Raw genomic sequence first — 14,496 nt, 5'->3', positions numbered from 1 at the left:
GTGAACCGGGTGCCGGGGGCGGGCCTGGCGCGACCGGGGCGAGCGCCCGGCCGCGATGCCGGGCCCGGACGGGACGGCCGGACCCGGCCCGGGTGGATCAGTTCGCGCCGAGGTCCTGCAACGCCTTGGCCGCGCCCCGGTGCAGTGGCACGGGGTCGGTCTTGCGGGCGTTCTCCAGACTGATGCCCTTGGCGGCCGGATTGGCCTGGGCGAGGGCGTCCTTCTTCTCGAAGACCGTCTTCGTGATCGCGCAGGCGACGTTCGCGTCGAGGTCCTTGCGGACCAGCAGCACATTCGGCACCACGATGGTGGGGGTGTCGGCCGCGGTCCGGTAGACGTCCGCGCGAATCGTCCCGGCCTGGTACGCCGGGTTGAGTTCGGTCATCTTCGGCAGCAGCGGAGTGATGTCGATGAACTTCACCTTGTCGCCGGCGGTGGTGAACAGGTCGGTCACCCCGCCGGTGGGCACCCCGCCGGACCAGAAGAAGCCATCGATGCTGCCGTCCTTCATGCCCTCGACGGTCTTGGTCAGGTCGAGCCGCTGCGCCTGGATGTCCTTGGCCGGGTCCAACCCGGCGGCCTCCAGCAGCCGATTCGCGATGACCTCCGTGCCGGACTTGGGGGAGCCGGTGGAGATCTTCCTGCCCTTCATGTCCGCGACCGAGGTGATCCCGGAGTCGGCCCGGACGGCGACCTGGGTGTAGTTGTCGTAGATCCGGCCGAGCGCCTCGACCGGCTGAGGGGCGGTGAAGCTGCCCTTGCCCTGCACCGCGTTGACCGCCGTGTCGAAGAGCGAGAAGGCGACGTCGTACTGGCCGCCGACCAACTGCTCGACGTTCTGCACCGAGGCGCCGGTCTCCGCGGCGGTGCCGGTCAGCTTGCCGCCGGTGGCCGCGGAGAGCTGGCCGGCCAACGCGTTGCCGACCACGTAGTAGACGCCGGTGGCGTTGCCGGTGGCGATGCCGACCCGGGTGTTCTCGGTGACCTTGCAGGTGACCTCGCTGGAGGCGTCGTCCTTGGCCGCGCCGTCCTGACGGCCCCCGCATCCGGCGGCACCCGCCGCGACAAGGGCCAGCGCGCCCACCCCCGCGGCGATCCGCACGTCGATCCGTCTCACAATCTTTCCTCCCCCTGGTTCGCCGGTGATGTCGACGGCGCGTCGGCCCGGCCGGCGGCGCCGCGTCGTACGAGCACAACCGCCACCGTCGCGGCGGCCAGGACGGCGCCGACCGTGACGGGTACGGGTTCCAGCCAGAGCAGCGCCAGGCCGGCGAGTGCGCCGAGCAGCCGCTCCGGCGGGCCGGCCGGGCCGACGCCGGGCAGCCAGCCGCCCGCCGCGACGGCCAGCACGGCGACGCTGAGCGCAACGACCGCTCCGGCCACGGCGATCCGCCCCGGGCCGCCGATGCCGAGCAGCCCGAGGCCGGCTGGGGTGATCACGAAGGCGATCGGGATGAGGTAGGCCGGCAGGGCGTACCGGAGGGTCTGCCACATGGTCGGCACCAGCCGGCCGCCGGTGACCGCGGCGGCGGCGACCGCCGCGAGCGCGGTCGGCGGGGAGGCCTCGGACAGGACCGCGAAGTAGAAGACGAACATCGCCGCGGCGGGCGCGGCGACGCCCAGGTTGAGCAGGGCCGGGCCGATGATCACCCAGCCGATCACGAACGACGCGGTGACCGGCACGGCCAGGCCGAGCAGGCTGAGCGCGATCGCGGCGAGCAGCGCGGTGAGCGCCAGCACCACCGCCGGGTCCGAGCTGACCGCCTGCGCCCCGCCGACCAGCAGCGCGGCCGCCTGCGGGCCGAGGCCGGTCTTGGTGGTGGTCGCCGTGATGATGCCCGCGGCGGCGCAGACCGCGGTCACTGCGAGCACCCCGCGCACGCCGCCGCTGAGCGCGGCCACCAGGCGGGCGGGGGTGAGCCGGTGCCGCCGGTCCAGGAAGGACAGCGCGGCGGCCAGGAGGGTGGCGGCCACTACGGCCCGCGTCGCGGACATGCCGAGCGCGAGCAACACGATGATCACGAGCAGCGAGAGGAAGTGGTAGCCGAAGCGGGCCAGCAGCCGCCAGGCAGAGCCGGTGTCGATCACCACCGGGCGCACGCCGGAGCGCCGGGCGTCGATCTCGACCGAGAGCAGAATGCCGAGGTAGTAGAGGACCGTCGGGACGGTCGCCCAGCCGAGCACCTGGAGGTACGACACGCCCAGGTATTCGGCGATGATGAAGGCCGCCGCGCCGAGGGTGGGTGGGGAGAGGATCGCCCCCACGCCCGCGGCGGCCAGCATGCCGCCGGCGCGCTCGGCCGGGTAGCCGGCCCGGCGCAGGATCGGCCAGGTCACCGCGCCGATGCTCACCGTCGTCGCGGCACCCGATCCGGAGACGGTGCCGAGCAGGAAACCGGAGGCGACGGCGGTGCGCCCGGCGGCCGTCCGGGAGCGCCGGAAGGCGGCGGCGGAGAGCTCCACGAAGAATCGGCCCGCCCCGGAGAGGTCCAGCACCGCGCCGTAGATGGTGAAGAGCACGATGTACGAGGCCGCGACGTCCAGCGGCGTCCCGTAGAAGCCGCTGTCGGAGTTGTAGAAGGCGTCGACGAGTTGGCCGAAGTCGAGGCCGGCGTGGGCCACCGGCCAGGACTGCGGCAGCAGCCCGCCGTAGTAGCCGTAGGCCAGAAAGAGCAGGCAGACCGCGGGGAGGATCCACCCGGTGGTGCGCCGGCACGCCTCCAGCAGCAGGAGCAGCAGCACGGTGCCCATCGCGACGTCCAGCGGGACGAGCAGGCCCTGCCGGTCGAGGAACGCGTCGTACCCCCCACCGCCGGCGCCGAGGGTGACCGGTAGCACCGGGTAGAGGCAGCTCACCAGCGCCGCGACGGCGAGCGCCCGGTCGGCCGGGGTGGGCCCCTGCGCCGCCCGGCCCGCCGCCGTGCCGGCCCCCGTAGCCGCCCCGTCGGCCGGTACGGCGGGCCCGTCGGCCGATGCGCCGGGGGCGTCGGCCGTCGGGCGGTGCCGGCGGGGCAGTCGCAGGTCCGCCGGGTACGCGAGGAAGACCATCGGCAGAATGCCGGTCAGGAAGATGATCAGGTAATACTTGCTGCCCTGCGGGAGCGGGAAGAAGACCTGCCAGAGCGCGAGCAGTGCGATCGCCAGCGTCGCCCCGGTGAACAGCAGCCCGATCGGTCCGGAAAGGACGCGCCCCGGTTTCTCGTCCTCGAAGCGGGCGGCGAGTTCGCGGGTGTCGGAGTGGGCGCTGGTCGGCCCGTCGTCGGCCCAGGCAGGGTCGCCGACCGCTGCGTCGTCCGGCGGTAGGGCGACCAGGGCGGCGTTGGGCGCAGGCGTCGCCTCGCGGGAGCTGGCAGGCCGGGGCCGCGGGGGAGAGCCGTCGGAGGAACGAACGGGCGACACGAGGGGAACATACGCGAAATCCGTACACCACGCATTGCCCCTCGTGATTGCGGCAAGTCATGGAAATCGGCTGGCAGTCACTCAGCGCACCCGTTTGTCGGGCTGACTTCCCCGCCGCAGTCCGCGCAAAAATCCGGAGCGAGCTTCCCGCGTCGCGCGAGTCCGAACAGGACCTTTCCACTATGAGCCGGATTCGCCCCGACGGTCGGCTCCCGGCGAGACCGTCAGGTCGCTCACGCGGCGTAGCGGACAGCACTCCGCGTGGTGTCGTGGGTGCCGCGCGTCCGCGGCGACTAATCCGGTCGAAGCTGTCGGACCCGGCGGCTAGGGTCGGCCGGTGACCACTGCTCAACCACTCATCCAGGCTCGGGGGCTGGTGAAGCGGTTCGGCGACTTCACCACCGTCGACGGCATCGACGTCGAGGTGCGACCCGGCGAGGCGTTCGGCTTCCTCGGGCCGAACGGCGCCGGCAAGTCCTCCACCATGCGCATGGTCGGCTGCATCTCCCCGCCGAGCGGCGGGGAGCTGCGCATCCTCGGCATGGACCCGGTCCGGGACGGCCCGGCGATCCGGGCCGGGCTGGGCGTCTGCCCCCAGCTGGACAACCTGGACCCGGAGCTGACCGTCCGGGAGAACCTGACCACCTACGCCCGCTACTTCGGCATTCCCCGCCGGGTGGCCCGCGAGCGCGCGGCCGAGCTGCTCGACTTCGTCCAGCTCGCCGAGCGGGCCGACAGCAAGGTCGAGCCACTCTCCGGCGGCATGAAGCGCCGGTTGACCATCGCCCGCGCGCTGGTCAACAACCCGGAGATCGTCCTGCTCGACGAGCCCACCACGGGGCTCGACCCGCAGGCCCGGCACCTGGTCTGGGAGCGGCTGTTCCGGCTCAAGCAGCAGGGCGTCACCCTGGTGCTCACCACCCACTACATGGACGAGGCCGAGCAGCTCTGCGACCGCCTCGTGGTGATGGACGGCGGTCGGATCGTGGCCGAGGGCTCGCCCCGCGCCCTGATCGAGCAACACTCCACGCGGGAGGTGGTGGAGCTGCGCTTCGCCGCCGACTCGCAGGAGGCGTTCGCCGGCAAGCTCGACGGGCTGGGGGAGCGGGTCGAGGTGCTGCCCGACCGGATCCTGCTCTACGTCGCCGACGGCGACGCGGCGGTCGCCGAGGTCACCGCGCTCGGCCTCGTCCCGGCCAGCGTCCTGGTCCGGCGCAGCAGCCTGGAGGACGTGTTCCTGCACCTCACCGGCCGGACGTTGGTGGACTGACGGCCTATGGACCGTCGTAGGGTGGCGGGCGGTCTGTCGTACCCGGGAGGTAGGAAGGCCGTGGTGGGCGGAGAGCGGGGGTGGTGGACGTGAGCGTGGCGGGGCGGGTCCGGCCGGCGTTGCCGCGGGTGCCGGCGCTGGCGGTGCTCGCGCACTACCTGGTGGGCTATCGGCGGACCTGGCGGGCGGGGGTCTTCTCGTCCTTCCTGCTGCCGGTGCTCACCGTGGTCGGCTTCGGCTTCGGCGTCGGGGCGTACGTCGACCAGGGCGTCGGCGGCGTGCGTTACCTCGACTGGCTGGTGCCGGGCCTGATCGCCTCCACCGCGATGCAGGTCGCGATCGGCGAGTCGACCTGGCCGGTGCTGAGCAACTTCCGCTGGATCAAGACCTACTTCGCCCAGTCCGCGGCGCCGCTGCGGGTGGGGGACATCCTCGCCGGCCACCTCGCCTTCGTGCTGTTCCGGGCGTTCACCAGCACGGCCGCGTTCCTGCTGGTGACCGCGCTGTTCGGGGCGGTGCGCTCGCCGTGGGCGGTGGCCGTGCTGCCGGTGGTGCTGCTGCTCAGCCTGGCGGTCGCCGCGCCGACCTTCGCGTTCAGCGCCTGGGCGCCGAGCGACAGCTATCTTGCGCTGCTGTTCCGTTTCGCGGTGATCCCGATGACGCTCTTCGCCGGGGTGTTCTTCCCGGTCGAGTCGCTGCCGTCGGGGCTGCGCCAGCTGGCGTACGCGACGCCGCTCTGGCACGGGGTGGACCTCTGTCGGGCGGCCACGCTCGGGGTGGCGCCGCAGTGGTCCGTCCCCGGTCACCTGCTCTACCTCGCCGCCTGGGCGATCGCCGGTTGGCTGCTGGCCCGGCGCGCGTTCCGCCGCGAGCTCGTCGTCTAGGGGAGGGGTGTCGTGGTCGGTCTCGTCCTGCCCCGGCTGGTCAGCTTCGAGGGAGCGCCCCGCCGGTCGGCCTCGGTCGCCGAGCGCAACCTCGCGGCGCTGAAGAGCGCCTACTGGCTCGTGCTCATCTCCGGCTTCCTGGAGCCGGTGCTCTACCTCTTCTCCATCGGCATCGGGGTGGGGGCGCTGGTCGGCGACCTCACCCTCCCGGGCGGCCGGGTCGTCTCGTACGCCGGGTTCGTCGCGCCGGCGATGCTGGCCTCGTCGGCGATGACCGGCGCGCTGGCGGAGACCACCTTCAACTTCTTCGGGAAGATGAAGTACATGAAGCTGTACGACGGGATCATCGCGACCCCGGTGCAGCCGTTCGAGATCGCCCTCGGCGAGTTGGGCTGGGCGATGATCCGGGGCTCGCTCTACTCGGCGGCCTTCCTGGTCGTCATGGTGGTGATGGACCTGACCAGCGTGGGCCGGGCGGTGACCGCGTTCCCGGCCGCGGTGCTGGTCGGCTTCGCGTTCGGCGCGCTCGGCATGGCCGTCGCCACGTTCATGCGCAGCTGGCAGGATTTCGACCTGATGGGCTCCGCCCAGTTCACCCTCTTCCTCTTCTCCGGCACCTTCGTTCCGGCCGAGGCGTATCCGGCCGTGTTGCGCTGGGTGGTCGAGCTGACCCCGCTCTACCGGTCGGTGCACCTGATCCGGGGCATCTCCGTCGGGGCGACCGGCTGGTCGTGGCTGCTCGACGTGGCGTATCTGCTGGTCCTGACCGGGGTGGGGCTGTTGGTGGCATCCCGACGGATGGGGAGGTTGCTCTACAAGTAGCTGGTTAATCACCGGCTCTCGCGGGGCATGTGCAGGGCGACGCCGACGACGAGGGAGTGGCGATGGCCTCCGACGAGACTTCCGCCCGCAGCGGGCGCGACCGTGCCGACCGCGGAGAACCCGCCGCGGCCCGTGGCGGTGACCGGGCGGGCCGGGAGGCCGGCCGTGGGCGCAACCGCGGGCCGGTCGGTCCGGACGACGGGCCGGAGAGCCCGACCGAGCTGCCGGGCGCCGGGTGGAAGGCCGCGCTGAAGCGCACGGTCAGGGAGTTCCAGGAAGACAGCCTGACCGACTGGGCCGCCGCGCTCACCTACTAGGGGGTGCTCTCGATCTTCCCGGGCGTGCTGGTGCTCATCTCGGTGCTCGGCCTGCTCGGCACCCGCGCCACCGAGGGGGTCAAGGACACCGTCAACCAGGCCGTGCCTCAGGAGAACATCCGCGAGATCATCGAGACCGCGATCGAGCAGGCGGGCGCCTCCGGCGGCCTGGCCAGCATCGCCGCGATCATCGGTCTGCTCGCCGCCTTCTGGTCGGCCTCCGGCTACATCGCCGCCTTCATGCGCGCCTCCAACACCATCTACGACGTGCCGGAGGGGCGGCCGATCTGGAAGACCCTGCCGATCCGGCTCGGGGTGACCGCCCTGGTCGGCGTGCTGCTGCTGGCCGCCGCGGTGATCGTGGTCTTCACCGGCGGCCTCGCCGAGCAGGTCGGCAGCGCGATCGGGCTGGGCTCGACGGCCGTGACGGTGTGGAACATCGCCAAGTGGCCGGTGCTGCTGATCCTGGTGAGCCTGATGTTCGCGATCCTCTACTGGGCCTCGCCGAACGCGCGGCACGGTGGTTTCCGCTGGGTCAGCCCCGGCGGCGTGCTGGCGGTGGTGATCTGGCTGGTGATCTCCGGCCTCTTCGCCCTCTACGTCAGCAACTTCGGCTCGTACAACAAGACCTACGGGGCGCTGGCCGGCGTGATCATCTTTCTGGTCTGGCTCTGGTTGAGCAACATCGCGATCCTGCTCGGCGCGGAGTTCGACGCCGAGCTGGAGCGCGGGCGCGCCATCGAGGCCGGGCACCCGGCCGAGGAGGAGCCCTACGTCGAGCTGCGCGACGACCGCAAGCTGAAGAAGAAGCGCAACGCCCGTCGCTGATCCGACCCCGTCGACCGCCCCGCCCCGCCGCGCCCGTCGCGGCGGGGCGGTCGCACGTCCATCGTCCGGTGCCCGCCCGGTTCGCCGGGCCGGGTCCGGGAGATCGGCTCCGGGTCGGCGAGGTGGCGGTGTCGGCGGATCGCGCCATCTCGCCGATCCGGCGTCGATCGTCGTGCCGGCCGCCCCGCCGACGGGCGGCGGTGGGGTGAGCTGGGCCGGAACCGCCCGCTTTTCGTGATCCACTACGCGCTTTTGCTCAGATGGACAAAAGTTTGGGTCGGATCGCGCTGAAGCTATGGACATGCGGCCCGGAAGGCTCCTACTGTGTCGGACACGACACGTCGCCGTTGCGTCGATGTGAACGACTCCGATGCGGAGGTGAGTCCCGGTGCGGACGGTGGACCCCCTGCACGTACGGCTGCTGCGGTTGCTCCGGGACGAGGGAGCGGTGTCCCGGGCGGAGCTCGGCGACCGGTTGCAGATGCCGCGCCCCCGCCTCCTCGCCGAGCTGGAACGGCTGGTCGGCCTCGGCTACGTCGCCGAGGCGGGGCTGGCCGCGTCCCGCGGTGGCCGGCGCTCCACCCTGGTCGAGCTGAGCCCGCACCTGCGCTTCGCCGCGGTCGACCTGGGCGCCAGCTCGATCGACGTCGAGGTGGTCAACGGCCGCCTCGAACCGGTGGCCGCCTACACCGAGCCGGCAGACATCCGCTCCGGCCCGAAGGTGACCCTCCAGCGGGTCAACGAGCTGCTGCACAAGGCCAAGGTGGACGGCGCGTACGAGCGGCTCGACTCGGTCGGCATCGGCGTGCCGGGGCCGGTGAGCTTCCGCGACGGCGTGCCGGTCTCGCCGCCGATCATGCCGGGCTGGGACCGCTTCCCGGTCCGCGAGCTGCTCACCCGGGAGCACGGCTGCCCGGCGGTGGTCGACAACGACGTCAACATCATGGCGATCGGCGAGCGGCACGGCGGGGTCGCCCACTCGGTGGACGACTTCCTGTTCATCAAGATCGGCACCGGGATCGGCTGCGGCATCTACCTCAGCGGCGAGGTGTACCGCGGCACCGACGGGTGCGCCGGGGACATCGGCCACATCCAGGTCGATGCGAACGGTCCGATGTGCTCCTGCGGCAACCTGGGCTGCCTGGAGGCGCTGTTCAGCGGCGCCGCGCTGGCCAAGGAGGCGACCGCGGCGGCCCGCGCCGGCATCTCCCCGGCGCTCGCCGAGCGGCTCGACGCCCGGGGCGCGCTGACCGCGCTGGACGTCGCGCAGGGGGCGGCCGAGGGGGACGTCACCTGCATTCAGCTCATCCGCGACGGCGGCCGGCGGGTCGGCGGCGTGCTGGCCGGGCTGGTGAGCTTCACCAACCCGTCGATGATCGTGATCGGCGGCGGGCTCGCCCAGCTCGGGCACATCCTGCTCGCCGAGATCCGCAGCGTGGTCTACCGCCGGTCGCTGCCGCTGGCCACCGGCAACCTGCCCGTCGTCCTGTCCGAGCTCGGCCCGCGCGCCGGGGTCGCGGGGGCGGCCGTGCTCGCCAGCGACCTGGCCTTCGGGGAGGCGTCATGACCGCGAGGAGCGAGCCGGGCCTGCGAGCCCCGCAGCCGCGAGCCGGGGAGGCGTCATGACCGCGCGCGACGACGATCCGGTCGTCCCGGGCGCCGGTCCGGCCGGGGACACGGGGGAATCGGCCGACCGGGACGGACCGCCGACGAGCAGGAGCGAGGAGGCCGTCGTGACGAGGACGCCGCTGGTGGAGGCCCCCGCGGACACCGTCGCGGGGGAGGTGGTCCTGCGCCTCACCGACGTGGTCAAGACCTTCCCCGGCGTACGCGCGCTGGACGGGGTGCAGCTGGAGGTGCGGGCGGGCGAGGTGCACTGCCTGCTCGGGCAGAACGGCGCCGGCAAGTCCACCCTGATCAAGGTGCTCTCCGGGGTGCACCGGCCGGACTCCGGCGAGGTCCACTGGCGGGGCGAGCCGGCGGCTTTCGCCAGCCCGCAGGCCGCGATGCGGGCCGGGATCGCCACCATCTACCAGGAGCTTGACCTGGTCGAGGACCTGTCGGTCGCGGAGAACGCCTTCCTCGGCCACGAGCCGCGCCGGTTCGGGTTCGTCCGCCGCGGCCGGATGGCCCGCCGCACCCGGGAGATCCTCGGCCGCCTCGGCCACCCGGAGATCCCGCCGAATCGGATGGTCCGGGCGCTGCCCGCCGCCGGCAAGCAGGTCGTCAGCATGGCGCGGGCGCTCTCCCACGAGGCCCGACTGATCATCATGGACGAACCGAGCGCCGTGCTGGCCCACGACGAGGTGGGCAACCTGTTCCGGATCATCCGGGAGCTGACCGCGCAGGGCATCGCGGTCATCTACATCTCGCACCGGCTGGAGGAGATCCGCGAGATCGGCGACCGGGTGACCGTACTCAAGGACGGCCGGACCACGGCGGCGAACCTGCCGGCGCGCGACACCCCGACCCGCGACCTGGTCGCCCGGATGACCGGCCGGAGCATCGAGTACGTCTTCCCGGACCGCCCCGCCGCGGACCCGGCGGGCGCCGAGCTGCTGCGGGTGGACGGCCTCACCCGGTCCGGCGAGTTCGCCGACGTCTCGCTGACCGTGCGGGCCGGCGAGATCGTCGGGGTCGCCGGGCTGGTCGGCTCGGGCCGCTCCGAGCTGCTGGAGACCATCTACGGCGCCCGCCGCGCGCAGGCCGGCACGGTCCGGATGGGCGGCCGGACGCTGCGGCCCGGCAGCGTCGGCGCGGCGGTGCGGGCCGGCATGGGGATGGCCCCGGAGGAGCGCAAGAGCCAGGCGCTGCTGCTCGGCGAGTCGATCTACCGCAACGTCACCCTGGCGACCTTCGGCCGGTACGCCCGGCTCGGCTTCACCGACACCGGACGGGAGCGGGCCGAGGCGGACCGGATCGCCGACTCCCTGGAGCTGCGGCCCCGCGACGTCCGGCGGCCGGTGCGCACCCTGTCCGGTGGCAACCAGCAGAAGGTGGTGGTCGGGCGCTGGCTGCTCGGCGACACCCGGCTGCTGCTGCTCGACGAGCCGACCCGGGGCGTGGACGTGGGGGCCCGGGCCGAGCTGTACCAGGTCATCCGGCAGTTGGCCGCGCGGGGCGTCGGCGTGCTGCTGGTCTCCAGCGAGGTGCCCGAGGTGCTGGGGCTGGCCGACCGGGTCCTGGTGATGCGGGAGGGCCGGGTGGTCCGCGAGGCCCCGGCCGGCGAACTCGACGAGAACACCGTGCTCGACCTCGTCATGGCGGGGTCCCTCATGGAAGGTGCGCCGGCATGAGCGAGCGCAGCGAGCGAATCGACGTGTGGACGGAGGCGGCGGCATGAGCGAGATGAGTCCCACGGCGACGCCGGAGCGGCCGGCGGACCTGCCGGCGCAGTCGCCGCCGGTGGATCCGGCGGAGACCGCGGCGGCGACCGCGAAGTCGGACGCGCCCGGCCGGCTCTCCTGGTGGCGGGGCGACGGCGGGGAGGGCGCGAAGCGCAACCTGGGCCTGCTGGCGACCCTGGTGGTGCTCGTCGTCATCGGCATCCTCACCCGGCCCGACCTGTACGGGAACGCGAGCTGGGTGTGGGGCAACACGCTCACCATCCTCAAGCTCGCCTCGGTGGTCGGCGTGGTCACCGTCGGGATGACCTTCGTGATCATCGGCGGCGGCATCGACCTGTCGGTCGGCGCGATCGTCGCCCTGGCCGGCGTCTGGGCCACCACGGTCGCCACCCAGAGCTACGGCGCCGGCGGCATGATCTTCAGTGCCCTCACCGTCGGGTTGGCCGTCGGCGTGGTCAACGGCCTGCTCGTCTCGTACGGGCGGCTGGTGCCCTTCATCGCCACGCTCGCCATGATGGTCGCTGCCCGGGGGCTCGCCGCCGAGATCTCCGACAAGCAGACCCAGGTCTCGAACAACAGCTTCATCAACGGCATCGCCAGCACCGAACTGCTCGGCATCCCGCTGCTGGTCTACATCCTCGCCGCGGTGGTGGTCGCCGGTTGGGTGCTGCTCAACCGGACCACCTTCGGCCGCCGCACCGTCGCGGTCGGCGGCAACCCGGAGGCCGCCCGGCTCGCCGGCATCAACGTCCGGCGGCACACGCTGTACCTCTACGCGCTGTCCGGCCTCTGCTGCGGCATCGCCGCGGTCATGCTGACCGCGCAGGCCACCTCCGCGCAGGCGGCGATGGCGAACCTCTACGAGCTGGACGCGATCGCCGCCGCCATCATCGGCGGGACGCTGCTCAGCGGCGGGCGGGGCACCATCATCGGTTCCCTGCTCGGGGTGGTCATCTTCTCCACCATCACCAACCTCTTCGCCATCAACGGCCTCTCCACGGAGGCCCAGAACATGGTCAAGGGCGGCATCATCGTGGCCGCCGTCCTGATCCAGCAGGTGCAGTTCCGGAGCCTCACCCAGTTCCTCGGCCGCAACCGGGCCACCACCACCTGACCCACCGCACACCGGCGGCCACCTCGACAGCGACGGTGGCCGGGACCAGCACACCCATTTTCACCCCACCACCTCATCCATGGAGGTCGTCATGACCCAGCACAGTCGCGACCTGTCGCGCCGCCGGCTGCTGTTCGGCGGGGCCGCGCTCTCCGCCGGCGTCGTGCTCGCCGGCTGCACCAGCAACGAGGCGACGCCGACCGAGGCGCAGACCAAGGCCGCCGCAACCGGTGGCAACGCCGAGCCGGGCAAGAAGGTGACCATCGGCTTCTCCGCCCCGGCCGCCGACCACGGCTGGATCGCCGCCATCACCAACAACGCCAAGGCGCAGGCCGGGGCGTACTCCGACGTGGAGTTCAAGAGCGTGGAGGCCGGCGCGGACGCGGCGGCCCAGCGCGCCGCGCTGTCCACCCTGATCTCCCAGAAGCCGGACGTGATCGTGCTGCTGCCGCACGACGGCAAGGAGCTGAACGCGTTCGGCCTGGAGGCGATGAAGGCCGGCATCCCCGTGGTCAACCTGGACCGGGCCTTCCCCGACCCCAAGGCCTACCGCCTGCAGATCAAGGGTGACAACTACGGCATGGGGGTGGCCGCCGCCACCTACATCGTCGAGCAGCTCAAGGCCAAGGGGGTCAGCAACCCGGTGATCGGTGAGATCCCCGGCATCGACTCGCTGGAGCTGACCCAGGAACGCTCCAAGGGCTTCGCCGACACCCTCGCCGCGAACGGCCTGCGGGTGGCCAACCGCCGCCCGGCCGAGTTCACCGCCGACTCCGGCCAGCAGGCGGCCACCGGCTTGTTCCAGGCGCTGCCGAAGCTCGACGCGCTCTGGAACCACGACGACGACCAGGGCATCGGTGTGCTCGCCGCGGTCAACCAGGCCAACCGCAAGGAGTTCTTCATGGTCGGCGGCGCCGGCTCGAAGAAGGCGATGGAGGACATCCAGGCCGACAACACGGTGCTCAAGGCCACCGTCACCTACAGCCCGTCGATGGCCTCCTCGGCCATCTCCCTGGCCCGCCTCATCGGTCAGGGGAAGGGCATGTCCGACCTGGTGGAACTCCAGGTTCCGAAGGAGATCGTGCTCGCCTCCGAGACGATCACCAAGGAGAACGCGGGCAACTACCTGAAGCTCGGGTTCTGACACACGGGGGGAGACCCACCTTGTCCACTCACGACAGACACCTGCGGGTCGGCATGGTCGGCTACGCGTTCATGGGCGCCGCGCACTCCCAGGCGTGGCGCACCGTGAACCGGGTGTACGACCTGCCGGCGCGGGTCCGGATGTCGCTCATCTGCGGGCGGGACGCCGGAAAGGTGGCCGACGCCGCCGACCGGCTCGGCTGGGAGGGGCACACCACCGACTGGCGGCGGCTGGTCGAGTCCGACGAGATCGACGTGGTCGACATCTGCACGCCGGGTGACAGCCACTGCGAGATCGCGATCGCCGCGCTGGCCGCCGGCAAGCACGTGCTCTGCGAGAAGCCGCTGGCCAACACCGTCGAGGAGGCCCGGCTGATGGCGGCCGCCGCCGCCCGGGCCCGGGCCGACGGGGTACGCGCCATGTGCGGGTTCAACTACCGCCGGGTGCCGGCGGTCACCATGATGCGGCAGCTGGTCGCCGACGGACGGCTCGGTGTGATCCGGCACGTCCGGGCGGCGTACCTGCAGGACTGGATCGTGGACCCGCAGTTCCCGCTGGTCTGGCGGTTGCAGAGGGACAGGGCGGGCTCCGGCGCGCTCGGCGACATCGGCGCGCACATCATCGACCTCACCCAGTACGTGACCGGGCAGCGGATCAGCGGGGTCAGCGCGCTGACCGAGACCTTCGTCAAGGAGCGGCCGTTGCCGGCCGGGTCGAGCGGCCTGGCCGCCCACGCGGACGGCAACGGCCGGGCCACCGGCACGGTCACCGTCGACGACGCGGCGGTCTTCGTCGCCCGGCTCGACGGCGGCGCGCTGGCCACGTACGAGGCGAGCCGGTTCGCCACCGGCCGCAAGAACGCGCTCCGGGTGGAGATCAACGGCTCGCTCGGCAGCGTGGTGTTCGACCTGGAACGCCTCAACGAGCTGGAGTTCTACGACGCCACCCGGCCCGCCGCCGAGCAGGGTTTCACCCGGATCCTGGTGACCGAGGGGGAGCACCCGTACATGTCGGCCTGGTGGCCGCCGGGCCACATCATCGGCTACGAGCACTCCTTCACCCACCAGATGCGGGACTTCGTCGAGGCGGTCGCCACCGGCATCGACCCGACCCCCTCCTTCGCCGACGCGTTGCAGGTCCAGCTCGTGCTGGACGCGGTGACCCGCTCGGCGGAGCTGGGCTCCTCCTGGACGGAGGTGGAGCCGGCCGTGGCGGCCGAGCTGGCCGCCTGACCCGTCGCGGCGCCGGCCGACCCGCCGGCGCCGCCCGATCGACTTTCCGGAGCCGGCCGGCGAGGGACCGGCCGCGGTTGCGCCCCGCGGCGGGGACGAGGCCGGCCCCGGAGGGCGTGCCACCGGAGCTGCTCCGGTG

At 72.5% G+C, this 14,496-nt stretch carries 10 protein-coding genes and 1 pseudogene; 9 read left to right on the top strand and 2 right to left on the bottom strand.

Translation table 11 applies throughout. From position 1 onward, the window contains the following. Positions 1–97 precede the first annotated feature (97 nt). Positions 98–1,117, bottom strand: coding sequence for a TAXI family TRAP transporter solute-binding subunit (locus tag ACFOYX_RS06785; RefSeq protein WP_322439923.1), 1,020 nt, complete (start codon positions 1,115–1,117; stop codon positions 98–100). Beyond that, positions 1,114–3,399 (bottom strand): TRAP transporter permease, encoded by a 2,286-nt coding sequence (locus ACFOYX_RS06780; protein WP_377533836.1) that lies wholly within the window; start codon positions 3,397–3,399, stop codon positions 1,114–1,116. Before ACFOYX_RS06780 ends, ACFOYX_RS06785 begins: the two co-directional genes overlap by 4 nt. 337 nt (positions 3,400–3,736) lie before the next feature. On the opposite strand from ACFOYX_RS06780, the gene ACFOYX_RS06775 reads away from it, so the two are divergent. The 9 genes and pseudogenes from ACFOYX_RS06775 (at position 3,737) to ACFOYX_RS06735 (ending at position 14,357) form a co-directional block, all read left to right on the top strand. Then, positions 3,737–4,669: an ABC transporter ATP-binding protein gene (locus ACFOYX_RS06775; RefSeq protein ID WP_322439922.1), complete on the top strand. Its 933-nt coding sequence runs from the start codon at positions 3,737–3,739 to the stop codon at positions 4,667–4,669. A gap of 83 nt (positions 4,670–4,752) precedes the next feature. Then, a complete protein-coding gene (locus ACFOYX_RS06770; protein WP_377533845.1) occupies positions 4,753–5,553 on the top strand; it encodes an ABC transporter permease in 801 nt (266 codons plus the stop codon). 12 nt (positions 5,554–5,565) lie between these two features. Beyond that, positions 5,566–6,375 (top strand): ABC transporter permease, encoded by an 810-nt coding sequence (locus tag ACFOYX_RS06765; RefSeq protein WP_322439920.1) that lies wholly within the window; start codon positions 5,566–5,568, stop codon positions 6,373–6,375. A 62-nt stretch (positions 6,376–6,437) separates the two neighbouring features. Further along, positions 6,438–7,520 (top strand): annotated as a pseudogene (locus ACFOYX_RS06760) (YihY/virulence factor BrkB family protein). Between the two features lie 388 nt (positions 7,521–7,908). Continuing rightward, positions 7,909–9,087, top strand: a complete 1,179-nt coding sequence (locus ACFOYX_RS06755) for an ROK family protein (RefSeq protein ID WP_322439919.1) — start codon at positions 7,909–7,911, stop codon at positions 9,085–9,087. 217 nt (positions 9,088–9,304) lie between these two features. Then, a complete protein-coding gene (locus ACFOYX_RS06750; RefSeq protein ID WP_322440008.1) occupies positions 9,305–10,816 on the top strand; it encodes a sugar ABC transporter ATP-binding protein in 1,512 nt (503 codons plus the stop codon). A gap of 43 nt (positions 10,817–10,859) precedes the next feature. After that, positions 10,860–11,981, top strand: coding sequence for an ABC transporter permease (locus ACFOYX_RS06745; protein WP_322439918.1), 1,122 nt, complete (start codon positions 10,860–10,862; stop codon positions 11,979–11,981). Between the two features lie 91 nt (positions 11,982–12,072). Beyond that, positions 12,073–13,125, top strand: a complete 1,053-nt coding sequence (locus ACFOYX_RS06740) for a substrate-binding domain-containing protein (RefSeq protein ID WP_109804727.1) — start codon at positions 12,073–12,075, stop codon at positions 13,123–13,125. Between the two features lie 20 nt (positions 13,126–13,145). After that, on the top strand, positions 13,146–14,357 hold the full coding sequence (locus tag ACFOYX_RS06735; protein WP_322439917.1) for a Gfo/Idh/MocA family oxidoreductase: 1,212 nt from the start codon (positions 13,146–13,148) through the stop codon (positions 14,355–14,357). Positions 14,358–14,496: the final 139 nt, after the last annotated feature.

This window comes from Micromonospora sp. GCM10011541 (genome assembly GCF_042650725.1).
Classification (GTDB): Bacteria; Actinomycetota; Actinomycetes; order Mycobacteriales; family Micromonosporaceae; genus Micromonospora; species Micromonospora sicca.
Note: the sequence above shows the minus strand (reverse complement) of the source record. Positions and strands in the feature narration are given on the sequence as shown.